At 34.9% G+C, this 26,318-nt stretch carries 21 protein-coding genes (1 of these 21 only partly in view); 6 read left to right on the forward strand and 15 right to left on the reverse strand.

Annotation, left to right across the window (positions count from 1 at the left end):
* The 3 genes from FHY60_RS12575 to FHY60_RS12585 all read right to left on the reverse strand — a co-directional run.
* Window positions 1-863, reverse strand: the 5' portion of a protein-coding gene (locus tag FHY60_RS12575; protein WP_139905368.1) for a 6-phosphofructokinase. The gene continues 235 nt to the left of window position 1, outside the view; 863 of the gene's 1,098 nt are visible here — the first part of the coding sequence; it begins with the start codon at window positions 861-863; its stop codon lies beyond the left edge, outside the window.
* A gap of 239 nt (window positions 864-1,102) precedes the next feature.
* Window positions 1,103-2,200: a transglutaminase domain-containing protein gene (locus FHY60_RS12580; RefSeq protein ID WP_139905369.1), complete on the reverse strand. Its 1,098-nt coding sequence runs from the start codon at window positions 2,198-2,200 to the stop codon at window positions 1,103-1,105.
* Between the two features lie 41 nt (window positions 2,201-2,241).
* The gene (locus FHY60_RS12585; RefSeq protein ID WP_163216012.1) at window positions 2,242-4,089 is read right to left on the reverse strand and encodes a tetratricopeptide repeat protein; all 1,848 of its coding nucleotides are present in this window, start codon (window positions 4,087-4,089) and stop codon (window positions 2,242-2,244) included.
* Window positions 4,090-4,313: 224 nt separating this feature from the next.
* On the opposite strand from FHY60_RS12585, the gene FHY60_RS12590 reads away from it, so the two are divergent.
* The 3 genes from FHY60_RS12590 (at window position 4,314) to FHY60_RS12600 (ending at window position 7,688) form a co-directional block, all read left to right on the forward strand.
* Window positions 4,314-5,525, forward strand: coding sequence for a CapA family protein (locus tag FHY60_RS12590; RefSeq protein ID WP_139905371.1), 1,212 nt, complete (start codon window positions 4,314-4,316; stop codon window positions 5,523-5,525).
* Between the two features lie 62 nt (window positions 5,526-5,587).
* Entirely contained in the window at window positions 5,588-6,949 is a 1,362-nt protein-coding gene (locus FHY60_RS12595) for a Mur ligase family protein (protein ID WP_139905372.1), read from the forward strand.
* Window positions 6,950-6,962: 13 nt separating this feature from the next.
* Window positions 6,963-7,688 (forward strand): type 1 glutamine amidotransferase, encoded by a 726-nt coding sequence (locus FHY60_RS12600; protein ID WP_139905373.1) that lies wholly within the window; start codon window positions 6,963-6,965, stop codon window positions 7,686-7,688.
* Between the two features lie 71 nt (window positions 7,689-7,759).
* On the opposite strand, the gene FHY60_RS12605 is transcribed toward FHY60_RS12600, so the two are convergent.
* The 4 genes from FHY60_RS12605 to FHY60_RS12620 all read right to left on the reverse strand — a co-directional run bounded on the left by FHY60_RS12605 (window position 7,760) and on the right by FHY60_RS12620 (window position 13,234).
* Window positions 7,760-8,644, reverse strand: coding sequence for a polysaccharide deacetylase family protein (locus FHY60_RS12605; protein WP_139905374.1), 885 nt, complete (start codon window positions 8,642-8,644; stop codon window positions 7,760-7,762).
* Between the two features lie 102 nt (window positions 8,645-8,746).
* Window positions 8,747-9,733 carry a UDP-glucose 4-epimerase GalE gene (gene galE / locus FHY60_RS12610; protein ID WP_139905375.1) on the reverse strand — a complete coding sequence of 329 codons (987 nt, stop codon included), beginning with the start codon at window positions 9,731-9,733 and terminating at the stop codon, window positions 8,747-8,749.
* An 89-nt stretch (window positions 9,734-9,822) separates the two neighbouring features.
* Complete coding sequence (gene clpB / locus FHY60_RS12615; protein WP_139905376.1) at window positions 9,823-12,426, reverse strand: ATP-dependent chaperone ClpB; 2,604 nt, start codon at window positions 12,424-12,426, stop codon at window positions 9,823-9,825.
* Window positions 12,427-12,520: 94 nt separating this feature from the next.
* Entirely contained in the window at window positions 12,521-13,234 is a 714-nt protein-coding gene (locus FHY60_RS12620) for a YetF domain-containing protein (protein WP_139905377.1), read from the reverse strand.
* A 377-nt stretch (window positions 13,235-13,611) separates the two neighbouring features.
* Between FHY60_RS12620 and spoVAC the strand changes: the two genes are divergently transcribed.
* Complete coding sequence (gene spoVAC / locus FHY60_RS12625; protein WP_139905378.1) at window positions 13,612-14,085, forward strand: stage V sporulation protein AC; 474 nt, start codon at window positions 13,612-13,614, stop codon at window positions 14,083-14,085.
* Window positions 14,086-15,087: a stage V sporulation protein AD gene (spoVAD, locus tag FHY60_RS12630; protein ID WP_139905379.1), complete on the forward strand. Its 1,002-nt coding sequence runs from the start codon at window positions 14,086-14,088 to the stop codon at window positions 15,085-15,087.
* Window positions 15,088-15,264: 177 nt separating this feature from the next.
* Here spoVAD and FHY60_RS12635 read toward each other — a convergent pair whose 3' ends face one another.
* The 5 genes from FHY60_RS12635 to FHY60_RS12655 form a co-directional block, all read right to left on the reverse strand.
* Window positions 15,265-16,524: a helix-turn-helix domain-containing protein gene (locus tag FHY60_RS12635; protein ID WP_139905380.1), complete on the reverse strand. Its 1,260-nt coding sequence runs from the start codon at window positions 16,522-16,524 to the stop codon at window positions 15,265-15,267.
* Between the two features lie 46 nt (window positions 16,525-16,570).
* Window positions 16,571-17,872 (reverse strand): helix-turn-helix domain-containing protein, encoded by a 1,302-nt coding sequence (locus FHY60_RS12640; protein ID WP_139905381.1) that lies wholly within the window; start codon window positions 17,870-17,872, stop codon window positions 16,571-16,573.
* A 239-nt stretch (window positions 17,873-18,111) separates the two neighbouring features.
* Entirely contained in the window at window positions 18,112-18,288 is a 177-nt protein-coding gene (locus tag FHY60_RS12645) for a YtxH domain-containing protein (protein ID WP_139905382.1), read from the reverse strand.
* Window positions 18,289-18,475: 187 nt separating this feature from the next.
* Window positions 18,476-19,243 carry a ribonuclease H1 domain-containing protein gene (locus FHY60_RS12650; RefSeq protein WP_139905383.1) on the reverse strand — a complete coding sequence of 256 codons (768 nt, stop codon included), beginning with the start codon at window positions 19,241-19,243 and terminating at the stop codon, window positions 18,476-18,478.
* Window positions 19,218-20,240, reverse strand: a complete 1,023-nt coding sequence (locus FHY60_RS12655) for a YkvA family protein (RefSeq protein ID WP_139905384.1) — start codon at window positions 20,238-20,240, stop codon at window positions 19,218-19,220. The genes FHY60_RS12650 and FHY60_RS12655 overlap by 26 nt, the downstream gene beginning before the upstream one ends.
* 181 nt (window positions 20,241-20,421) lie before the next feature.
* Between FHY60_RS12655 and FHY60_RS12660 the strand changes: the two genes are divergently transcribed.
* Window positions 20,422-22,161 carry an ATP-dependent metallopeptidase FtsH/Yme1/Tma family protein gene (locus FHY60_RS12660; protein ID WP_139905385.1) on the forward strand — a complete coding sequence of 580 codons (1,740 nt, stop codon included), beginning with the start codon at window positions 20,422-20,424 and terminating at the stop codon, window positions 22,159-22,161.
* Between the two features lie 99 nt (window positions 22,162-22,260).
* On the opposite strand, the gene FHY60_RS12665 is transcribed toward FHY60_RS12660, so the two are convergent.
* The 3 genes from FHY60_RS12665 to pepF all read right to left on the reverse strand — a co-directional run bounded on the left by FHY60_RS12665 (window position 22,261) and on the right by pepF (window position 26,294).
* Window positions 22,261-23,277, reverse strand: a complete 1,017-nt coding sequence (locus FHY60_RS12665; RefSeq protein ID WP_139905386.1) for a rhomboid family intramembrane serine protease — start codon at window positions 23,275-23,277, stop codon at window positions 22,261-22,263.
* A 14-nt stretch (window positions 23,278-23,291) separates the two neighbouring features.
* Window positions 23,292-24,350, reverse strand: coding sequence for an HD-GYP domain-containing protein (locus FHY60_RS12670; protein WP_139905387.1), 1,059 nt, complete (start codon window positions 24,348-24,350; stop codon window positions 23,292-23,294).
* A 147-nt stretch (window positions 24,351-24,497) separates the two neighbouring features.
* Window positions 24,498-26,294: an oligoendopeptidase F gene (gene pepF, locus FHY60_RS12675; protein WP_139905388.1), complete on the reverse strand. Its 1,797-nt coding sequence runs from the start codon at window positions 26,292-26,294 to the stop codon at window positions 24,498-24,500.
* Window positions 26,295-26,318 lie beyond the last annotated feature (24 nt).

The following is a 26,318-nucleotide window of genomic DNA, read 5'->3' on the forward strand; positions in this document are numbered from 1 at the left end:
CCTAATACTGTGCTTCTAATTTCATGATCCTTTATAAGCTTTTCTAAATCATAAGCTAACTTATTTGCTATACCGCCTAATCTAATTGGATCTGGGCTATCTTCAACTATCTTGCTTACAACAACTTCTCCATCCTTAGGTCTAGCTCCTTCAGCAACAACTATGATGCTGAATACCCTTCCTTGAGCTTCTCTTTCTCTTATTTTTTCTACTATCTTGTTGATATCATATGGAATTTCAGGTAATAGGATTACATCAGCTGACCCTGCTATACCAGCTTCTAGTGCTATCCAACCTGCATTTCTTCCCATAACTTCACACAACATAATTCTGTGATGAGACTCAGCGGTTGTATGTAATCTGTCAAGAGCTTCAGTTGCTATTTCTATAGCTGTATTAAACCCAAAAGTTACGTCTGTAGCAGCTAAGTCATTGTCTATTGTCTTAGGTACGCCTATAACATTTACACCTTTTCTTGCAAAATCTCTTGCACTTGTTAATGTACCGTCTCCACCTATTACAACTAGTGCATCAACGCCTGCTTCTTTAAGATTTTCAACCGCAACGTCTGATACGTCCTTTTTAACCATTTTTCCATTTTCTTCAACGAGGTAGTCAAATAGGTTATCTTTGTTTGAACTATATAGAATAGTTCCTCCTCTGTGAAGGATACCTGAAACGCTATCTAAAGTAAGAGGAACATAGTCGTTGTTGTAAAGGCCTCTATACCCAAACTTATATCCTATTACTTCATAACCGTACTGTAGTATTGCTGTTCTTGTAACCGCTCTGATAACTGCGTTTAATCCTGGGCAATCTCCTCCACCAGTTAATAAGGCTATTTTTTTAATTTTGTTTGACATTTACTCTATCCCTCCAAGCCCATTTTTGTTTATAATATGTACTCATAAAACTTAAATTAAATAGGATTCCTCATCATCGTCATTATCTAATATTGACACATTTATGTGAAATTATATCATATCCATTATAATAATGTCAATTTTTACTACGATATAATTTATTTTTTGCATTATATAATTAAATTATTCACATGCAAAGCACACGAAAATACCGCCTACATAAAGCAGGCGGTAATCAGCTAATATTCAATAACAATTTGCCTTAAAATATCACTTCCGTTTAGAGATAAACTTATAGTGTTTACTCCTTCATTTAAGACAAAGTCTGTGTACATGTCAATCTTTTTCCACGGCTCTTCATTAATCTTAAGCTGATAGGTCTCTAGCATGACACTATTCATAAATACTCCCACTACAAAGGTTTTATCATCTGTTATTGTATCTTCTCCCGACTTCTTCATTATAACCAGTGTAGGAATTGTATCACTTTTATCATCTGTATATACTATCTTAGGTGAAATATTGAACAAGATATCACTGTTTACATATATAGATGGCACCACAAAGCCTTGACTCATTTTTAACGTAGGTACTTCACCTTTTTTTAGATAGGTAATATAGGTATTGCTTCTTTTTCTTCCATATATCCCGTTGTCAATTGGTATACTGTAGGAGTATAGAAGCTTTTCAAGTTTTTCAATATATTTTTTAGACTCCTTTACGCCAACAGCCTCAACATTTTCAAGTCCATTTTTAACCAGTTCCATGGCACTTAGGGGAACATTATCTTTTTTAATATATACACCTGTAGACGGATCTATCATTATCCACTTATTAAATTTATCACTCCAAATCTCATTAACTTTGTAGTAATCTTCTCCATTAGTTGTGGATGCCTCTTTTAGCCTAAACTCTCCCCTTCTGGCATATATACCTATAGCAGTAGAAGCTTGACTGAACACAATAGAAAATTCTCTATCTGATGCCTTTTTAGTAGTCTCTACTTCTTTTAAAATAGTTAGTGCATCTTCCTTGGTTCCTATACTCCCTTTATTGTACTCCATTAAGGTCTTCATCCATTCAACAATCTTTAAGGATCTTTCCAACTCATCTCCGGAATGTCCTATGTTTTCATTTAATTTATAGCTGCTATTTAATTCTTCTATATTGGTATTATTAAAATCTTCATAATAAAAGTGTATATTATTTCCCTCATAAAAATTATCCCATTTGGTAATTTTGAGGCCTTTATTTGTATTTACATTCTTGCAGCCTGATAAAATTAATAACACTATCATACTTAGAACTAAATATCTGAATCTTTTATTGATAGTCATCTTTCCACCTTCATTTCTGTAGTGTAAGTATATCTATATTATTAATAGAATAGTTTAAACTCCGGAACATTAATAACTTCATCACTTTTACCGCTATTATATTTTTCGTAGATATCCTCTGCTTTTTGTAAGTTTTCTTTGATTGTCTGCTTAGTATATTCATCTACAGAATCAGTAATTCCTTCTGCCGCCTTCTCGAGGTTGTATCTTCCTCGGACAACATCGCCTTCTACCATGATGTAATAGCAACCGGCATTATTTAAAGCTAGAATATCTTCTTTATCAGCTTGATAGGCATTTCTAATTTCAGCTATTCCCAAATCAAACTTTTCTTGTTGCATATATATAGTACCAAGGGTCCTATGATATTTTGGTACCGAAGTATCAATCTCTATACATTCCTTTAATTTTACTATGGCCTCGTCAAAGTTTCCGTTAGCGGTATGGATGCTGGCAATACTATACTTTATTTCAGGATCATTAGGTCTTACAATTTCAAAGAAATGGAAATACTCAAGAGCCTTCTCAGTATTTTCTGCGGTATGCCAATAATAATTGGCAATGGCATGAATTATATTATAATTATAGGGTTCCAGATACAGAGCCGTCCTAAAGTAAGGTTCTCCCTCATTACTTTTACCCATGGCCTTTAGTATATCAGTCATAAGGAATCCATAATTATCAGGATACTGTTTATTCTTTTGGATTGATCTCTTGCAGTATTCTAAGGCTTTTTCATAGTTTCCTTTTTCAAAGTAGAATAAGCTTACGGTATGAAGGATTCTATAATCGTCACCGCCATCCTCAATTATTTTATTAATAAGTTCATCAGCCTCAGCAATTTTGTTGCTATTTTGATATATTCGAGCCTGGATAACTACTTTCATAAAGTTTCCTGTGTCTTTTGGGGCTGCTTCATCCCAAAAGCTCTGTGCCATTTCTGCAGTTTCTTCTCTCATGGAATATATCTTTGCAAGCCACATTTTATAAGCCGGCTCATCGGGTTTTGCCTCTGAAAGCTGTGTAACCTTTTCCAGTAGCATATCTTTATTATATTTTGAAATATGAGCTAAAACATCAAATACCTTATACTCATCCGAATCTATATCCCACGATATCTTCAACAAGTCTAATCCTACATCCCACTTATCTACGAGTATATTCAAGTATGCTAATTTGGCTACATCGTAGGACGAATTTGTATCGATAGGATATTTTTCAATTAATTGCTTAGCCATATCCATGTTATTATTAGCTAAAAAAACAGGTATCATGGTCATTATTAACTTTTTATTTTTAGGATATACTTCCAGCGCCTTTTCTCCATACTCTAAAGCTTCTTTAAAGTTCCTGTTCATGTATTCAGTAAAAATAATATAATTTGCAGCCTCAGCATCCTTTTTTTCATAATTTTGATCTTGAAGTCTAATATTTTCAATATCTGTAGAATTTTTCTCTCGTATTTCCTTGGATTTCTTTAAATATATATTTGAACTCTCAATATTTCCTTGTGTCGAATAAATTTCAGCAATTTTTACAGGCCAAATTGGATTATATGCGTATTCTTGTGATAACTTTTCATACTCCTCAATTGCCTTTTCATACTGGCCTTCATAAAAATATGATTCGGCAAGATCAGCCATTTCACTTTCTTTATTGGTATTTTCAACATTTGCGGTAGCAGTAGTAGGTACTGGCATGGAAGCTTTATTTTTTTCAGCTCTGTATATCCCGAAACTGCTTATTCCAACAGCAAATACCACAGAACACGTATAAATCATTATATTCGGATTACTAGACATAACTTTTTTTATTCTAAGTAAATATTTTTTACAATTCAACATCTTATCTAAATAATTTTCTTTAATAAATCTCATCTTGTTTCCCATAACCATCTCCCTCTCGTATTTCCTTTACTAAACATTTTATCAAATAAACTGTATAAATACTACTATGAAAATTCAATGTGTTTTACTTTTTACCACAAAATGGATATACTAATGCTGTAGAAAGTCTATTTACAGCCTAAAACTAATCAACTAATATATTATTCGTTAGACAAATGCTGACTAATAATATAAAATAAATTAAAGAAGGAAGGCAGGTTATTAACATGGGTAAGAGATACCGTAAAAATACAACCAAAGAAACCATTCTCAATACTGCTGTTTTTTTAGCCATTGCTGCTGTATTATTTTCAGGAGGATTCTTTGCCTATGAAGCTATATCAAAATACCTATACTCCAGTAAAGAAGTAATTCAAGACAGCAAGGAAGTAATAAAAAATAATGATGATAATTCCAAGGAAACTGAATCTCCAGATAGGGAGCCAACACCTCAAGAGACACCTGTTGAGGTTATTAAAGAGACTAATGTTTTAATAAGTGCAGTTGGAGATTGTACAATCGGAACTGACGATAATTTTAATCAAGCTACATCATTGCCCACAGTAGTACAAAAAAATGACGGTAGTCCCAGTTACCTCTTTAATAACGTAGCACATATTTTCAAGGAAGATGATATTACCATTGCCAATTTAGAAACTACCTTTACTACCTCAAATGTTAAAAGGAATAAGGGAACCGGTCGAGTGTTTCATTTTAAAGGGGACCCCTCTTTGGCTGAATCTCTTGTCACTGCATCCATAGAAGGAGTTAACTTATCAAACAATCATATTTATGACTATGGCACTAAAGGGTTCACTGATACCATTGATACTCTTGAAAATTATGATGTGGCCTACTTTGGAGAAGGATACAAGTGGGTAAAAGAAGTAAAGGGTATTAAATTTGCTTTCTTAGGCTATCAGGGTTGGGTGTACAGCCAAGAATTAATAGATAAGGTAAAAACTGACATCGAAACCCTAAAAGCTGAAGATGCTGTAGTTATAGTTTCTTTTCACTGGGGAGATGAAGGCATGTACCTCCACAATGATACCCAGACGAAATTGGCTTACTTTGCTATAGATAACGGTGCAGACTTGGTATTGGGCCATCATCCTCATGTTATCCAAGGTGTAGAAAAATATAAGGACAGGTATATCTGTTACAGCTTGGGTAATTTTTGCTTTGGTGGTAATAGCAATCCAAAAGACAAGGATACATTGATTTTCCAAGCGGATTTCAAATTTACCGACGATAAGTTGACTTCCTTAGGCGTAAGGGTGATTCCCTGCAGTGTGTCTTCAGTACCTAACACTAACGATTATAGGCCAACACCTCTTGCCGGTGATGCAAAAATTAAGTTGTTGGAGAAGATTAATAAATATAGCATAGATCTTGGCTATACAATAAATGACAATTTTAATTACTTAGATATTAAATAAAAAATAATATCTTTTGATTATTGAGTTTTTATCAAATGATATAAATAACTACACAATAGGTGGTGACAAAAATTAAGATTAAGTCTCTTTTAAGTATACTTCTTTCAAAAGCAGTGTTGCTAATATCCAAGAAATTCTTGAAGGGCGGAAGTAATTTCCCCGGAAGAGTGGCATTAAAGATAGACAAGAACATTTTAAAAGTTGTTGCAAAACATTATAAAACTATATTAATAACTGGTACCAATGGGAAAACAACAACCACTAGCATGATTTATAATATTATAAAAAAGTCAGGTCAGCCCGTTATTACTAATAGTACAGGTGCTAACATGCTACCCGGTATAACCGCTTCCTTTATAGACAACTATCGACTTCTTAAAAGAAATAAAGAAAGTTATGCAGTAATCGAAGTGGATGAGGCAAATTTGAAATTTATTACAAAGTATATAACCCCTGAAATAATTACAATTACCAATCTCTTTAGAGATCAGCTGGACCGCTATGGTGAAGTATATACTACCTTGAATAAAATTATGGAGGGACTAGAGAACTTAAAAGGCTCTACATTAGTATTAAACGGCGATGAATCACTATTAGGTGATTTGAGTGTAGAAGGCAACAACATAGTTTATTATGGCTTTAATACCAGCCCACAAAACAGCAAAGAATTAGAGGTTAATGCTGATGCAAGGTTTTGCAAGAAATGTAAAGAGCCCTATAGCTATAATTTGATAACTTACAATCATCTTGGAGACTTTTACTGCTCCGGTTGCGGTTATAGGCGACCCCAGTTAAAGTATGCAGTTACTGCAATCAGTGAGATGACTCCCTATTATTCTAAGATCTCCATCAATGATAGAAACATAATCATTGGCCAGCCCGGTGTTTATAATATCTATAACGGGCTATGCGCTTACTCTGTTTGTTCAGAACTGGGCGTTACTGATGAAGTAATATATGATTCCTTGAAAAATCAGAGCAGCCACTTCGGAAGACAAGAAACCCTTAATGTTGAGGGCAAGGAAGTGAAAATAGTCTTAGTTAAGAATCCTGCAGGATATAACCAAGCTCTAGACACTCTGAGCTTGGATAACAGAAACTTCAGTGCTGCTTTCTTACTTAATGACAATTATGCTGATGGGCGCGATATATCATGGATATGGGATGTTAATTTTGAGCAAGCCACCACTTTAAAGATCGATGATATCATCGTTGGTGGAGTAAGAGCTTATGATATGGCAATAAGACTTAAAATTGCAGGTTTTGACCCTGAAAGCTTTAAAATCTGCCACAGCTTTGAGAAAATAGTTGACAGCATAAAGTCATCAAAGAGTGATTTTATTTATATACTTGCCACTTATACTGCAATGATAGATTTTAGAAAATATCTTCATAGCAAAGGATATATTGAGAAACTATGGTAAGGAGGAAATACAATTGGAGTTGAACATATGCCACCTCTATCCCGATCTACTGAATGTATATGGCGACGTAGGTAATATTCTGATTTTAAAATACAGGGCAGAAAAAAGAGGAATAAAGGTAAATGTAATAAATTGTTCCATAGGCGACCCCTTTGAAGGTGAAAAATACGATATAGTATTTTTCGGAGGGGGACAGGACTATGAACAATCTATAGTTTCACCGGATTTAATTAATGAAAAAAAGGCTGCTCTTCAAAGCTATATAGAAAATAACGGTGTACTCCTTGCCATTTGCGGCGGATATCAGCTTTTGGGAAAATATTATACTACGCCCGAGGGCGAAAAGCTTGAGGGCTTAGGTATTTTGGATATCTATACCGAGGGTGGAGACACACGGTTTATAGGAAACACCGTAATCTACAATGAAGAATTTAATGAAACCTATGCAGGCTTTGAGAATCACTCCGGAAGAACCTATACAGGTGATTTAAAGCCTCTTGGTAAGACTCTCCTTGGTTATGGTAATAATGGTGAAGACGGCAAGGAAGGCTGTATATACAAAAATACCTTCTGCAGCTATTTCCATGGCTCCCTACTTTCAAAAAATCCAGAACTTGCAGACAGGCTATTGATGGCTGCTCTAAAAAACAGATATGGCTATGTAGACCTTACTCCTCTGGATGACAGCCTGGAGCTTCAAGCACGCCAACATATTATTAATAAGATTGAGAAGAAGTAACTCAAAAAAACTGCGTTTAGACGCAGTTTTTTTAATTGCCAATTGTCCATTACATTAAATATGCAAAAATCCTATTTATATATTATCCTTCTCTTAATCATCTCACGCTCTTCTTCTTCCGTTATGTCTTTGAAGGTTCTAAATACAAAGCCTTCATCCTTAAAAAATCTAATTATCTCCGGAAGGGCCTCCACTGTAGTGACTTTACTATTGGCATCGTGCATTAGAACAACTGCGAGTTTTTTATTCTTTGAGCTGCTAATTACACTGTTAACTATAATATTCATATCTACAACATTGGCACTTGCGTCCATTGAACTTACATTCCAGTCTACATATCTGATGGCATTATCCTTCAAGGCTTCTCTTATTTTTCTCAACTCTTCTTTGCGGCCAACACTATTATCAGAACCACCCGGCATTCTGATAAAAGCTGGAACAGTCTCTCCGGTTACATTCTGAATAGCCTCTATACAACTGTTAAGATCATGAAAATACTCATCAATATTTTTATAAATGGAATAATCATGAATATAGCAGTGAGGTAAAACAGCCATCCCGCTGTCTCTCATCCTCTTTATAATTTCAGAATTTTTTTCAACTAGTTCACCTATTATAAAAAAGGTTGCCCTTATATCATTTTTCTCTAATATATCCAAGATAGCCGTAGTATTCTTCTTTGTGGGACCATCGTCAAAAGTTAAGTATACCTCCTTTGGATATAAAGGCTGATTATTTCTTTTTTCAGGTATGCCGATATTCTTTTCATCATCAGAAGGAAAGACGGAAAAGGGGCTTAGACAAGCCACACTATTTCCAGTCTCTCTTTGTAAAATAGAAAAGTATCTAATAGCAAAAGCCATACTTACAATAAAAAAAGTAATTATAAAAAGGCTGAAGCTCATCATTTTTCTTTTATTACGATATAACATATATAATGACTTTTCATTATTCATAGCTTCCCCCTAACTATTGAACAATTTAACAATTGGTATTTTGTCCTATCATTATATATGTTTAGCATCTTTCCACAATTTAAAAGTGGTAAATTAATGTATTTATTTTTCGTAACCATTTGGATGTGATAAATGCCACTTCCAAGCGGTTTCGATTATGGTCTCAAGAGAATTATACTTAGGCTGCCAATTTAATTCTATAATAGCCTTTTGTGAGGATGCTACCAATACTGCTGGATCTCCTGCTCTTCTTGGTGCTACCTCCTCTTTTATATCTCTTCCTGTTACCTTTCTGGTAGCGTCTATAACCTCTTTTACAGAGAAGCCCTTACCGTTTCCAAGATTAAATATCGCACTTTCTCCACCATTTCTCATTCTGTTTAGAGCAAGAAGATGTGCATCAGCCAAGTCCATAACATGGATATAGTCTCTGATACAAGTGCCATCTGGGGTATCATAGTCGTCACCGAATATCATTATCTTTTCTCTTTGTCCTAGAGCTGCTTGAATTATCAATGGTATAAGATGACTTTCCGGTCTATGATCTTCTCCTATACTTCCATTTGGATGAGCCCCTGCAGCATTAAAGTACCTTAAGGCAGTGTACTTTATTCCATAGGCATTACTTGCCCACTTTAATACTTTTTCCACCATCAGTTTTGATTCACCATAGGGATTTGTTGGTACAGTTTTATCGTCCTCTTGTATCGGGATTCTGTCCGGCTCACCATATGTTGCAGCAGTTGAGGAAAACACGATATATTTTACATTGTGATCCCTCATAGTTTCTAAAAGAGTTATGGTTCCTCCAACATTGTTATTAAAATATTTCAATGGCTCTGTAACACTTTCACCAACCAGTGAATCAGCTGCAAAATCAATAACCGCTTCTATATTATTCTCAGAGAAAACCTTATCTAAAAATTCTCTGTCTCTTAGGTCACCTTCGTAAACTTTTCTTCCAGCTACAGCGTCTCTGTGTCCTTTTTGAAAATTATCTACTATTATAACATCCTCGCCATTCTCGATTAATTGGGCCACCATGTGACTTCCAATATAACCTGCTCCACCACATACTAATATTGCCATATTACAACCTCCTTAGAAAACCTTTTCTATTATATTCTATCACAAAACTGTGGAGATTTAAATATTTTTTTAAATTTATTATGGCCGTCTTATTTTTTTACCTTTATATCTAATTCTCCTGCTTCTGCTTCAATATATATATGGAAGTTATCATAGATTTCCCCGGAAATAATCTTCTTTGCTATATCTGTCTGCAAGGTTGTCTCTAGATATCGTCGCATAGGCCTTGCACCGTATAGGGGATCATAGCCTTCCTCCACCATAATATCTTTGGCTGCATCACTTATACTCAATGTAATATTTCTTTCTTTAAGCCTTATTTCAAACTCCTTTATAAATATATCTATTATTTTCTTCACCGACTCTTTTCCAAGAGGCTTGAATATGATAATATCATCAAGTCTGTTCAGGAACTCAGGTTTAAATCTTTCCTTCAGTTCTTCCATAACTTCACTTCTGGCAGACTCATCAACGTCTCCGTCAGCAATGTTGTCCAGTATATATTCACTTCCTATATTAGAGGTCATGATAATTATGCAGTTTTTAAAATCCACCACTTTGCCCTTATTGTCTGTAAGTCTGCCGTCATCAAGAATTTGAAGGAATATGTTAAAAACGTCGTGGTGAGCCTTTTCGATTTCATCAAATAATATTACGCTGTAGGGGTTTCTTCTTACTGCCTCTGTAAGTTGCCCTCCTTCTTCATAGCCTACATATCCGGGAGGTGCACCTATAAGCCTGGATACTGAGAACTTTTCCATATATTCAGACATATCTATTCGTATAATATTTTCCTCGCTGTCAAATAAATTTCTTGCCAAGGTTTTTGCTAATTCTGTCTTCCCTACACCTGTAGGTCCGAGGAAAATAAAGGACCCTACAGGCTTCTTTGCATCCTTTAAGCCAGCTCTTGCCCTAATAACTGCATTTGCTACGGAGACTACAGCTTCTTCCTGTCCAATTACCCGTTTTGAAAGTTCTTCCTCCAATCTCATGAGCTTTTGTCTTTCACTTTCTACCAGCTTAGATATAGGTATGTTAGTCCACTTCGAAATAATTTCAGATATTTCTGTTTCCGTAACCTCTTCCTTAAGCAAAGCCTCCTCGTAATTTTCTTTTATAACTTTTTCTTTTTCATTTATTTCTCGTTCAATTTCCGGAATTACACCATACTTATATTCCGCCACTTTGTTTAAATCATATTCTCGCTCAGCTTTCTCCAAGATTCCTCTTGCCTCATCCAATTTACTTTTTAAATTCCTTATTTCTGTGATATAAGTCTTTTCCTTTTCATACTTTGCGGTCATTTCCGCATCTTTGGCTTTTAATTCACTCAATTCCTTTTCAAGTGTTTTAGTGCGTTCTATTGAGGCATAATCCCTTTCCTTAGATAGAGCCTCTAATTCTATCTCCATCTGAAATATTCTTCTTCTCACAGCATCTAGTTCTGAGGGTAGGCTATCTATTTCTGACCTCAGCATGGCTCCTGCTTCGTCAATAAGGTCTATAGCCTTATCCGGAAGAAATCTGTCGGTTATATATCTGTGAGAGAGCTTGGCAGCTGCCACTATGGCAGAGTCATGAATTCTTATTCCGTGGTGGATTTCAAATCGCTCCTTCAAACCTCTTAATATGGAAACTGTGTCCTCTACCGTAGGTTCCTCTACTACCACCGGCTGAAACCTTCTCTCCAGCGCCTTATCCTTCTCTATGTATTTTCTATACTCATCAAAGGTTGTGGCTCCGATACAGTGAAGTTCGCCTCTGGCCAGCATAGGCTTTATCAAATTTCCAGCATCCATAGCACCGTCTGTCTTTCCGGCGCCAACGATGGTATGAATTTCATCAATAAATAATATTATTCTCCCTTCACTGCTCTCTACTTCCTTTAAAACAGCTTTGAGTCTCTCCTCAAACTCACCTCTGTATTTTGCTCCAGCAATTAATGAACCCATATCCAAAGAGAATATTATCTTATTTTTTAACCCCTCCGGAACATCACCCCGGACGATACGTTCAGCCAAACCTTCCACAATAGCGGTCTTACCCACCCCAGGCTCACCGATTAGTATAGGATTGTTCTTTGTTCTTCTTGAAAGAATTCTTATTGCTCTTCTTATCTCCTCATCTCTTCCTATGACAGGGTCCAACTTATGTCTTTTTGCTTCTTCCACAAGATTTCTGCCGTACTTTACCAGTGCCTCATAGGTACCTTCCGGATCTTGACTTTCGACCTTTTGATTCCCTCTGATTTCTCTTAAAGCTGTCAGCAAAGATTCTTTGGTAATTCCATATTGTTTTATTAGTCCACCTACAAATCCCTTTTTATCTACTTCCATGATGGACAATATTAAATGCTCAACACTGATATATAAATCTTTAAATTCACCAGCAATCTTATCAGCTTGAACCAATACTTCCTCAATTCTTCTGGTTGCATAAACTCCCGAGGTGCCTGCTCCCTCTCCCAGAACCTTTGGCATTCTATCCAATTCCGCCTTAACACTTTCTCCCATAGCCTTCAAATTGACGCCTAACTTACCAAAGATATTTGCTACTAAGCCTTCTTTATCATTTATGAGAGCACTGAATAAATGTATTACATCAACCTGTTGATGATTAAATCTGATAGCAGTCCCGTGGGCCTCTGACAAGGCCTGCTGAACTTTGATGGTCATCTTTTCTACATCCATGGTATCACCTCTCAAATAAATATACGATAAATAACATTATAAACTATTATTCTTACATATTCTACCTATAGTTCCCCCAGTTTTAACATTTTGTTTATTCTGTAATTTCCACAGGTTTTTCCAAATTATCATTATAATAGTCAATATAAAGCTTATTATCTTTGTCTAAAGTTGCATAATATATTTCATTGATGTTCTTTACCCCCATCATTTTTAACTGGCCTGTAAGCCAATTAACAGTGATATTACGCTTTTTTAAATTTTCATAGATGATTTTTCCAGTAACAATAATATCTGTGCTCAGTTCTTCTTGACTGGTTTTTAATTTTAAATCTTCTGTCGTAACATTTTCTTTTTCGGCTAGCTTTAAGACACTGAGCTCACCGGTAGTTTCTAGAATTCCATATTTTACATCAGTGATATTAAATATATCCTTTTTTCTTAATAGATGAACTAAATCATCAACCGTATAATGAAAGATTTCTAAATTTTTTTCAAGTATATGACCATCTTGAATCACCAATACAGGTTCACCTTGAATTATCTTAGAAATCTTTCTATTTTTCTTTGATAGGTAAGCCATAAACAAAGTCAATCCTCCAAACAAGAATAGTCCAATAATATGTCCCCAAGTTGACTGCCCCAAATCTGTGGCTACAGTTCCCGCAATTGAGCCAAAGGTAATACCATTGATATATTCATATACAGTAAGCTGTGCAACCTGCTGTCGTCCTATAATTCTTGTGATAAATAATATTGCAAAAAAAGCAATTAAGGTCTGAAGTACTATATCAATTAAATCGTTCATATAATCCACTCTTTCGTATATAATTTTTTTTTAATCCAATACTATAATAAGCATAATATATAAAATTATTCAGGAGGCCTCATCATGACATTAGCTGTAAAAGCTTTGTTAACACTGACTTTTATAATTTTTGTTATAACTTCATTATATTTTCTGCACAAGAAGAAAAAGATATGAAGTAAAAAGTAATAATATTTTGCTCCATTGATAATAATAACCTTAGTAAGTTGTTTAGGAAGTTGATAGTAATGACAATGGCTTGAAATGTTACGTAAGCCTTTATAAATTCAAAAGGATTTTTGCATTTAAAATACTGACACACTTAAAAGTACTTATACACTTAAGCCATATTTATTACGTTAGAAGGTGAAAGAAATATGCCAAGTAAGAAGAAATTCACTCCTACGCAACAAGAGTATCAGGATTTTGCTAAAGCCAGAGAACCTAAGCGCCCGGTTTTTAAAAATTGCTGCAGAGCCTTTTTAGTGGGAGGATTAATTTGCGTAATCGGTCAGCTTATACAATGGTTTTTCATTAGATACTTTAACTTTACAGAAGAAACTGCCGGAAATCCCACTGTGGCTGTTCTTATTTTTGTTTCTGTCTTGCTCACCGGTTTTGGAGTATTTGATCATATAGCTCAGTGGGCGGGAGCCGGTACTGCTATTCCTGTTACCGGCTTTGCAAATACTATGGCTTCAGCGGCTATCGAACATAGAACAGAAGGCTATGTCCTAGGTGTAGGCGGAAATATGTTTAAGCTTTCCGGGTCCGTTATTGTATTTGGAACCTTTGCCGCTTTTATAGTAGCAATTATTAAATTGACTATTAAGTGGTTGGGTGGGATGTAAATGCTGAAAGGTAAGCAAACATGGATCTTTGATTCAAAACCCACAATTATATCCTCCGCCGCTGTGGGTGGCCCCTTTGAAGCCAAGGGGGCTATAGCAGAAGATTTCGATGTGTTAAATGAAGATCTTTGGTTAGGCCAAGACAGCTTTGAAAAAGCTGAAAAGATGCTTTTAGAGCAGGCTTGTGAAACTGCTATTAATAAAGCAAATCTGAAAAAAGAAGATGTGCACTTTTTCATCAGTGGAGATCTAATGAATCAAATAATTTCTAGTAGTTTTGCCGCCCGGGATTTAGGAATTCCATTTCTAGGTGTCTTTGGCGCCTGCTCCAGTGCAATGGAAGGACTTGCATTGGCATCTTTGCTGGTGGATAGCGGAGCCGCCAACTATGTAATAGCCGCTGCATCCAGCCATAATGTGACAGCTGAAAAACAATTTAGGTATCCTACTGAGTATGGGGCCCAAAAGCCGCCCACTGCTCAATGGACAGTTACTGGAGCCGGAGCAGGCTTGGTAGCTAAACAGGGAAATGGTCCAAAAGTAACTGCTGCCACCATAGGAAAGGTAGTTGATATGGGGATTTCTGATCCATTTAATATGGGAGGTGCCATGGCGCCAGCTGCCGTTGATACTATAGAAACACATTTTAGAGAATTGGGTATGGGCCCTTCTTATTATGACTTGATTGCAACCGGCGATTTAGGACGGATTGGCCATAGGATAGCTGCTGATCTATTAGATAAGCATGGTTTGAAAATACCAAGTGAGATTTTTACCGATTGCGGATTACTAATATACAAAGAGGATCAGCCAGTGTTTGCCGGTGCCAGTGGCTGCGGCTGTTCTGCCACCGTTACTTACGGTCACTTCCTCAAACGTATGAAGAAAGGTGAATTAAAAAGGATATTAGTTATTGCTACTGGAGCATTACTATCACCACTGTCTTATCAGCAAAAGGAAAGTATTCCTTGTATTGCTCATGCAGTATCTATAGAAATGTGAAAACTGCGTATGAACGCAGTTTTCTTATTAATAATGATTAGTGAATTTTTACATAATGTTATTCCTTAACAACACTTTTCTAAACAGAGCGATATAACCCCAATACTAAGTATTACTAAGTAAATAAGCGGTACATCTACCAGATAAAAATTAATTTAACAAGATAACTTCTTATATCTATAATTTTTTTTCTAAGACCATGGCTAATGATAAGTACTTAATTGAATCATTAACTTGTCCTAATTTGTGGTACATATTTCCCAGTTCCAAGTATCTTTCATACCTTTCACGCTTATTGCCACATTTAAAAAGTGCATCTGTTGAAAGATTCATATACATTTCCGAAGAAACATAATCTCCAGACTTTTGTAATATAAGTGCTTTATAGTAATATGCTTTTTCAATAAAACGTATATTGTCTAACATAATTGCAATGTTTAGTGCTTCATCACAAATCTCCTGTGCCATATCAAGTATGTCATTTTCCACTAAGGTCCCTATACAGTTGAGCATATACTTTACCCTTTTCATCTCGTTATTTTTAGGATAAAGGCTTAATCCCTTCTCTATATATTTTAAAGCCAAATCTTTTAGCCCTTTATCCATCATACTGTTGGCAAAGTCTAGCATGGCAAGACAAGTACTTTCAGAATCCCCCTCATAGCTTTCATAAGTCTTCTTTTCAAAAGTTTCAAATTTATCCTTATGAATTCTAATATATAGTGCTGCAAGGATTTGATACATTTGACCTCTTTTGAACTTGTTTTCAACCTTTTCAATTAAGCCTTCCAATTGGGCCGCTAACTCATCAGCTACGGCATAGCTCTTTAGAGCTACATGGCAGCAAATTTCATCATAAATTACTGCCGCCAACAGCTCTGAGTCTCTCTCTGGGTTGTTCATCAAGCTTTCTCTCACACCATTGAAATAAGTTAATGCTTGACTATACTCCTTATTTTCATAGAAATACCTTCCCATATCTCTATTAAAAATAACATAGTTTGCTTCTAAAGCTGATTTATTGCAAATATCATAGTATCTTGATGTGATTGTCTGAAGCTTATATACTTGTTCATGTTCTAAATAGTATAAGAAAAGTAAATGCATCAGCTGACATGCTAAATCATAGTATTCATTATCTAGAGCATATTGAAGATTATATTCTATAGCCTCTTCATAGTTTTTTATATCTTTTCTCTTTACTAGAAGCTTTGTATTTCTTTCGATTTGTGACATAATACTTTCAGTTAGATAACTGTAATCTAAGTCTAATATATCTGCAATATATCGGAGGGTGTCTGGTTCAGCTATAATCTTATCATTTTCTATACAGCTCATTTTAGATACAGATAATCTTTCTCCACACAAATCTTTCAGAGTCAGCCCTTTATATATTCTGGCTCTTTTAATTTTCTCACCGGTAGCTAGTATTTCCATATATATATCCACCCTATCTACTAAATAAGTATAACCCAAAATTTATCTACTCTCTGATAACTCCTATCTCCTTAAAAATTTCAACTCCCTCATTAAGATATTTAGCAGCCTCTTTGTCCATTTTATTATCAATATAAAATTTCCCCAGTATAACAGAAATTTCAGCAGCCTGCTTTAATAAATCCATATTCTTGGCAAATTTAAGTGCTGTTAAGAGTGTATTCTCTGCTTCTTTAAGGTTGTTTTCCAATAAGTTAACCCTATATTTCAGTAAATAGTAGCTTATCAAGGAGTTATTATCTCCATCTTTGATATTGTCAATAATTTCAGCTAATACAATGTTACAATTTTCAACATCCTTTAATCTTATATAATTTTCACAGATATTGATTAATGTTACATTTAAGTTTGCATCATTATTCTTTTCTCTTATTTCCTTAGCTCTGTTAAGATGTTTAAAGGATTCCTCTATATTTTCAAATTCAAAAAATAGTTTTCCTAGATTATTTTCTATTTCTCCTACAAAAGCTATATCGTTCAATTCCTTAAAGACACTTAAAGTCTTCTTAGAGTATTTTATGGCATTTTCTATGTCACCTTTTTTACTATACTCTTCAGATAAGAGCATTAAAGTCTTTCCATACTCCCTTTTATTCTCCAAATGCTGAAATTTTTCCTTTGCTAAGAAAGAATAATTAATAGATTTTTCTATATTATCTAGTTTAAAATAAGTTAAAGCAGTATAATAGTAAATTTCAGCCATAAGGAAATCGTTTCCAACATCATTGTCAGTATAGGCCTTTTCAGCTTGTTGGAAATAGCTATTGGAGGAATGATAGGCCTTTAGTATATAGGTAATCTTTCCTAAATTTATAAATGTATTTATTATATCTTCATAGTAATTATACTTAATAAATACAACATTTGCAGACAAGAAAAATTGCTGAGCTGCTGCGTATTCCTCTCTTTTAACATGAATCTGACCCTTAAGGTAAAGATTCCTGGCCTTCCTATATTCTAAGTTATACTTTTCAGAATAATAGATGGACATTTCCAGATTCTGTTCTGCATAAGTTAAGTTACCGCTAATTACATTTGCTTCTGCTATATTCTCATAATATAAACAAATCTTCTCAGCCTGTGATTCCTCTGATTCCATCAAATACTCTACAGAAGTCTTTAATGTATCAGCAAGATATTCCAATAAGTCCATACTTGGATTTGATTTTCCGGATTCCACTAGAGAAATCTGTCCTGGAGTAATTCTGTCTCCAGCTAAATCCTTCAGCGTCATGTCCAGTTCTTTTCGTCTTCTTTTTATTTTTTCACCAAGAGATAATATTTCCATAATCACTCTTCCTTTACAAAGGTATATAAACAATATTAGAGATACAAAATCCCACTAATTTTTTACTTAGACTATAACTATATAGAATTACAGATAATATTAATTTTAATTCTATTAAATTATTATATAAATCTCAATATATTATATCATATTTATATTTCATCAAACACCATATTTCATTTATTTTTTCAAAATTTACAAAATTAAAAAACCTCGGCACACTACCGAGGCATTTTGTCTTACTTCGACATCTTTTTTATTCCGTAATACATTCCTTCAGCCATATCCATAACCATATCATCGAACTTCTTTATTCTTTTCCTAGTATCTCTTCCTAATTGTGGTGCAAACAACATGCTGACTGCAGCACCGATAATTGCTCCTGTAGTAATACCTCTAATATAACCCTTTCCCATATTTTACACTCTCCTTTATATATTTATCTATAATAATAGAATGTGCAAAAATTGTTATAATAAACTAGAGACTTTTTGGTAATATTTTCGGGTGGGTAGAAAGCAATTAATAATGAAATTCAGCTGTAGGCTGAATTTCTTCCATAATTGTCAATTGTCCATTGTCAACTTTCAATTAAGTAAACTGTTACTCTACAACGACTACTTTTGCTAAAGCCGTTTTATCTTTTATTATTTCTGTAAATTTATCTTTTATAGCCTGGCTTTTGACTAATATGTGCTTGCTTTTGAGCATTTTTTCCGTTACTCCGTTAAGCTCCATGGAGCCTGCGGATTTTGCAAATTCGTCTACCATCTCGTTGTATAAGTCACCCGTGTGGCTGTCAACTTTTACAAAATGTACCTTTATGCCATGATCTTTTATTATTTTATTAAATATTTCATAATATTGTCTTGATGACTCTTCACGGCGTTCCCAGAAGCCGGTAGCGTGGTAGCATACCCCTTCATAATCGTGAAAGATCGCTATTTCCTTAATATTGTTTTCTGCACAGTACTGAAGGGCTCTGATGGAAGCTTTCAGTTCTCCCCCAATCTGTCTTATGTGCTTATGACTGTCGTCCGCCGCAGCTCCGTTTTCAACATAGATGATAACATCCTCAGCAGTGATGACTAAACCATAGGAATATTTTCCGGTAGCTATATTAAAGCTGCCATCCACATATGCATGAGGCACATCTAAAGGATATTGATCTCTCCCCTTTCTCAGTATGGGGTCGGCCTCAGCGAGATATTGCTTAGCTTCCTCAATAGTTGTGAAGCTCTTATATTTTGCTCCTTTGACTCCCTTTATCAGGGACTCACATTGCCCCCAGGTTTCAACTATTAGGTTTACTATTTTTTCTCCTTTATCTCTATCAAAACCTTCTTTAATCGCATAGTACTTCTTCGGCATTTTTAACTGTCTCCTTTACCTCTGTTTCTATTTGAGCCTTATTTTTCTTTCTAAATTTACTTGCTATCCAACTATAACCCTTAACCACGTTGCTTGTTCCTATAGTCTTACAGATAAGATTTATCCCCTTCCTTATCATTAATATTATATCCTCACTTCCAGCCCAGTTATCTTTGATTATTTCTTCCGGCAGTTCACAGAGCATTTTATCTAATGCATAAAAAGCAATAGCCACATCATCTACCTTTCCCAAGATTGGCAGAAAATCCGGAACAATATCTATGGGAAGGGCAAAATAAGCAATTATGGATCCACATATTAATTTTACCTTAAGAGGTACTCTTTTATCCTTGAAAAGCCTTATAAAAAGAGCTAATATATCCGGTAGAAGCATCATGTACGGCATAAAACCCTTAAACTTTTCCGGCAGCTTGCTGTTTATTTCTTCTCTAAACTCTGTATATTGATCTTCAATAATTACAACTGCAGATTTCAAATTTTCTTTCTGTGATACAGGTTCATCAATCTTTTCCAAAATAGGTTGTCCTTTCAGGTTGAGACTAATTTTCTCAACTTCTATATACACCTTATTCTTATATAATTCTACAGTATGTAGTTTAAAGTCTAACTTAACAGGAAGCTTTTTCAAAATTGAAGGAATACTTAGCTTGATAATGCCCTTATCACTGGTAAGGCCATATTCCTTAAGAGTTTTAATCAGCTTGCTTAATACTAGATTTCTTATCCATTTGAAAACTGACAACTTTCCTATATGTACTTTCTCTATAGTAAGCAGTACTTCCTGCTTTCTGATGCTTACAATACTTACAGCTATGTCAAAATTCAACTTGATAAATTTTTTGTAACTTCCAGATATGTATATATGCTTGTTCACTTCTATTTTATCAATAATTAAATTAGGAACCTCTAAGAAATCCGTAATAATACTTTTTATGTCCTCAGAAGTAACAGTAAAGCTTGCACCACTTATATTCATGTTAAAACAACTCCTTAAAAAACACTATATGTTTAAAGTATACAATAAAATTGATCTATAGTGAAATTCTATTTTCACCATAAATTACATTAACAATTTTTATGAAGATCATTAGACAAGTTTTTTTAAATCTATATAATAATATTATGTAAACCAAATAGAAAGGGGTTTCAAAAACACTATGAATAAACATAAGAAAAAGTATATACTGATACCTATCATAACAGCTATCATTTCACTTGTAATTACGATTGCTATAAGTATAAATAAAGATTCAAAACTAGAGAAAACTTATTCTGACTTCAGTAAAGATATAGCTTCAGACAAAGTGGACACTGTTTACTTAACTAATTCTGCTAAAATAAAGATTTTACTTAAGGATGGTTCTGAATACAAGACTGACAATCCAAGAAGCTCATCCTTAAAAGAAACCCTACTTATTAGCGGAGTAAAAGTTGTTGAAAATGCTGGTAATAGCGCTATGGAAATACTTCCTCCGGTGGTTCTGGGATTATCTATGGTGGGTATTTTGGTCCTATTTGCCAGAGCTAATGGTGCAGCTTATAAGAAGTATTCTTCTGTAGATGCAATTGATGTAAACAGCACTGAAAATGCTAAGTATAGTTTTAAAAATGTTGCCGGTAATGAGGAGGCTAAAGAAAGTGTAAATGATGTGGTGGACTTTCTAAAGAATCCTCAAAAGTATGCTTCCTATGGTGCAAGAATGCCAAAGGGTATAATACTCTACGGCGAGCCTGGTACCGGTAAAACACTACTAGCTAAGGCTGTTGCCGGTGAAGCCAGTGTTCCTTTCTATGCTATGTCCGGTTCTGACTTTGTACAGGTCTATGTAGGGGTTGGTGCCAGCCGTATAAGAAGCCTATTTAAAAAAGCTAAAGCTCAGGGAAAGGCTGTTATATTTATAGATGAAATTGATGCCATCGGAAAGAAAAGAGATGCTAATAAGGCCGGTGGTTCAGATGAAAGGGATCAGACCTTAAATGCCTTATTAACCGAGATGTCAGGCTTTAATGATAACGATGGTATAGTTGTAATCGCTGCTACGAATAGATTGGACATGCTAGATTCTGCCCTGTTAAGGCCTGGTAGATTTGACAGACACATTGAAGTAACTCTGCCGGATGTAGCTGCCAGGGAGAAGATACTAAATTTACATCTTCAAGGCAAGCCTATTGGTGACATCAACGTAAAGGAATGGGCACAAAAAACTTCCTACTTCTCCGGTGCCAAGCTTGAAAGTTTAGTTAATGAAGCTGCAATATTAGCCTGTAAGGAAGATAGTAAATATATTAACGACAGCCATATGGATAAAGCCTTTTCCATAGTAGTTGCAGGCCATGAAAAAATGGATAGACAAGCTATAAAAGAAAAGGATAGAAGAATTACTGCTTACCACGAAGTGGGACACGCGTTGGTATCTCTATGTATGTTACCAGAGGATAAGGTTTCAAAGGTTACCATAATTCCTAGCACTAAGGGTGCCGGTGGCTATACCTTGAGTATACCTGCAGATCATATGTTTCATAATATGGAATATTTAAAGAGAAGGATCATGGTTCTGCTGGCCGGAAGAGTTGCAGAAGAAATCATATTCGGAAAAGATTACGTTACTACCGGAGCCTATAATGATATAAAACAAGCTACAAATATTGTAACTAAAATGGTTACCGAATATGGTATGGGTAGGACTTTAGGCCTATTAAGCCTTGATGAAATAAATAACTCCTTCAGTGCAAATCCAAATCAAATATTAGACGAATGTAAAACCTTAGTGGATAACCTGTATGAGGAAACAAAGCAATTATTACTAAAAGAAAGCGATAAACTTGAAACTATCACTCAGGTTCTATTGGAAAAGGAAACTCTTCTTTCTGAGGAACTTTACGCATTAGCCAACTAATATAGTTATTACTAAGTTAACTGCCCTTCATAAATATAAAAAAGCCCAAAGGTATCTATGCTATTATAGCAAAGTTACTTTGGGCTTTTTTATGTAGTGTTATTCTGTTTTCCTGGAAGCTTCGATAGCAGCAGTTATTAGTAAGCCTCCAAGCAAGCCTCCAATATGTGCAGCATTGTCTATGTTACTGATAGTAAAACCTAAGAATAAATTTGCCACAATAACTTGAAAGAAATGACTTAAAAAGTCCCTTCCAATCTTTTTTCTCATCCTGATACCATATACCACTGATGCTCCCATTAGGCCAAAAATAGCACCGGAAGCACCTACCCCCACTGAAGCAGGACTTGAAAATACATAGCTAAATACGGATCCAAAAATCCCAGACATAAAATAAATCAGTATAAACTTTCCATTGCCATAGATTTTTTCTATTAAAGTTCCAATCATTCTTAATGAGTACATATTTAGGGCTATATGCAGTAACCCACCATGTAAAAACATTGCCGTTACCAACCTGTAATACTCCCCTAAATCAATAAGAGGCGAGTATTTTGCACCAAAATTCAATAAAGTTGTTATATCTATGTTAAAAATATTTTTTGAAGCAATTGCTGTAATTATATACATAATTACGTTTATTACAATCAGACCATTGGTCACAGTCAACTTAGACTTAGGAGATGCTAACATTTGCTTCTGTTTATATTGCAGGTAGGTTAGTACCCCTTGAAGCACATTGGAGATCCCCATATAGTCAGCCACTTTGTAACTATCCACATCAATTTGAACCAAGGCAGTACTTACAATAAATCTGCTATTAATGACTGAATGGTCTTTTTCAACCATATCATCATGGATAGTGCCGCTGACGATAAAGCTGACTGCAACGCCTTTATTGCCCACATAGGAACTATTAAGGTATTGCTCAAACTTATCCCTTGCAAAATTAAAATTACGGGGTTCCGTAAAAATTGCAATCTCATCTACCTGACCTTGAGAGCCTTGAATCATCCAGATGGTTTCTCCCTCATTAGTCTCTGCAAGCTCATATACCCTATAATGACCACTGGATAAAAAGTAATTGATTAAATCTCTTTCAAAATTTTTTCTCAAATAATCACCATCCTTTATACGATAGCTTCTACTGTTAATGACTTTTCTTTAATCAAATCTATCTCATAGAAAGGTATTGGACTTTTAGTTTCCGTATCATATAATACTCTGATTATGGGTCTGTCAGGAAAATTCTTATTTTGCTTAATAACATACCCCTCCACACCGTTAGACAATCTTATGCAACACCCTAAGGGGTAAACTGAAAAAGTCTCTTTAAACTTCTTCACCACTTCATCTTCAAAAGCAGTCCCACTGCCGGCTAAAATAAGTTCATAAGATTCATTTGGCTTTAGCTTTTTTCTATAGCTCCTATCACTAGATACAGCGTCATACACATCACAAACACTTACCAGCTTTGCATATTTACTTATTTCCCATCCCTTTAACCCATATGGATAACCTCTGCCGTCCATTCTCTCATGATGCTGTTCAACTATATCAATAATACTTTTGGAAATTGAATAATTTTTTCTTAAAATTTCAGCTCCATAGGAGGGGTGTTTTCTTATTTGCATAAGCTCTTCCTCATTCAAAGCCCCGGTCTTATTTATTATATTACAGTTTATCTTTGTTTTTCCTATATCATGCAGCACTGCTCCAATTCCAAGGTCCTTCAGTTCTCTTTCCTTAAAGTTAAAGGCCAAACCCATATAGGCTGCCATAATACCGGTATCTATACTATGTAAATAGGTATAGTTATCATAGGTTTTTATATCACATAAACTACAGCTAACCACTCCATCATCAATTATGTAATCTATTAGCTCTTCTACTTTCCTTAAGGACTTGTTAAAATCTGCCCTACTGCAATTATTGATACCCTTCATTATCACAGACATATTTTTAATAGTATCTTTTTTTAATTCTAACAGTCTTTCATCTTCAACACAAATATCTTCCAGCCTATGATCCTCTATATATACATAAAAAACGCCTAATTCTCTTAGTTTATTAATATACTGGCTAGTTAACTTAACTCCTGCCCTGAGCAGTATCTTTCCGTCACTACTAAGGATGCTTTTTCCGAGTACTTCGCCATCACATACTCTGTTAATAAACTCCAACCTCATAGTTCACCTCATAAAAACATTGTTGGAATTTATTATACTACATTAACTTTCATTTTTCAGCTAATTATGATAAATTTCATCAAAATTCAAAGAGAGCCTGTGAAATTCACAAGCTCTTAAGTATAAAATAAAAGGTGATTAAATATATTAGTAATTTTCCATCATATCCAAGAGTTCTTCAAAGCGTCTAACGGTATCCTCTAATGGTTTTGGAGTAGTCATATCCACTCCGGCCTTCTTTAATATATTGATAGGATAATCGCTGCCTCCTGCTTTTAAAAATTCTGTATATCTTGCCACAGCACTTTCACCTTCTTGAAGAATAGCTCTTGCAAAGGAGCTGGCAGCAGCATAACCGGTAGCATATTGGTATACATAAAAATCTGAATAGAAATGAGGAATTCTTGACCATTCCATATCTATTTCCTTATCTACTACCATTTCAGGGCCAAAATATTTTACGTTTAGGTCATGCCATATCCTGCAAAAATCTTCTGAAGTAAGTGGATTTCCTGCTTCTATGCTCTCATGTGTAATCTTCTCAAATTCAGCAAACATAAGCTGTCTGAATACTGTTGTTCTTATTTGCTCCAACTCTTGATTGATCAAATAGAATCTCTTTTTCTCATCTTGTTCATTTTTTATAAGATGGTTTATTAATAATGCTTCATTTGTAGTAGAAGCTACCTCAGCACAGAATAAAGTATAATCAGCATAAATGAAGGGCTGAGTCTTTCTTGAATAGTAGGAGTGAATAGAGTGACCCATTTCATGAGCCAAAGTAGATACGTCATTCAACTCATAATTATAATTTAGTAAAACATAGGGCATTGTATCATAGCTTCCCCAGGAGTAAGCCCCACCTCGTTTACCCTTGTTTTCATATTTATCGATCCAACCACAATTTATGCCTTCATCAAAGATGCTTAAATACTCGCTTCCCAGAGGCTTTAGGCCTTCCTTTACCATAGCCACTGCATCATCAAATTCTATATGCTGCTTTTCTATTTCTACTAAAGGCACATATAAATCATACATATGGATTTCGTCAAGTCCCAGCAGTCTCTTTTTTATGCTTACATAACGGTGCAGGGCAGAGAGGTTTTTATTCATGGTTTCAATTGCATTGTTGTAAACCTCCAATGGTATGTCGTTGGGTTTTAAAGAACTTTCAAGTGCAGAACTATATTTTCTTATCTTTGCATTAAATATGAAGTTTTTCAAAGAGGATGTCAATGAAGCTGATAGGGTATTCTTATACTTCTCATAGGTGCCGAATAATGCCTTGAAGGCCTCTTCTCTAACCCTTCTATCTCTGCTTCTTATAAACTTTCCGTAATTTACTTCTGTAAGCTCTATCTCATTGCCATCTTCATCCTTTATAACAGGGAAAGTCATATCAGCATTTGTCAGCATGCTATAGATGTTATGAGGAGCTTCCAAGCAATCTGAAACACTGGCTAAAAGCTCTTCTTCTGCTTTACTTAATATATGCTGCTTAGCCTTTAATATGTCCTTCAGCATAAACTCATAAAGCTTTAGGTCTGGGTTTTGATCCAAAGCACTTTCTATTGTGCCGTCAGGTAATGATAAAATTTCCGGTACAAAAAAAGCTTCATAGCTCTTTAGTTCAGATAGGTAAGTATCTATCTTATCCTTTAAGCCCTGGTATTTAGTATTGGTTGTATCTTCATCATATTTCAAGTGAGCGTAAATAAATAATTTATCTGCCGCTCTTGATATTTTCTCACTAAGTCTTAAGTACTCCAACAGCTTATTGGGATCTGATAATTTACCAGCATATTCTTTTAGTTGAACAGCTTCATTTTTTAGTTTCATAAAATCCTCTTCCCATAATTCTGCTGAGGCATATATCTTACCTATATCCCATTTATCCTTTTCAGCAATCTCATCTCTTGTTTTTACCTTCTTTGTTTCTGCCATATTTCTTACCTCCTTACGGCTAAA

It is taken from the genome of Clostridium thermarum (assembly GCF_006351925.1).
Classification (GTDB): domain Bacteria; phylum Bacillota; class Clostridia; order Clostridiales; family Clostridiaceae; genus Clostridium_AU; species Clostridium_AU thermarum.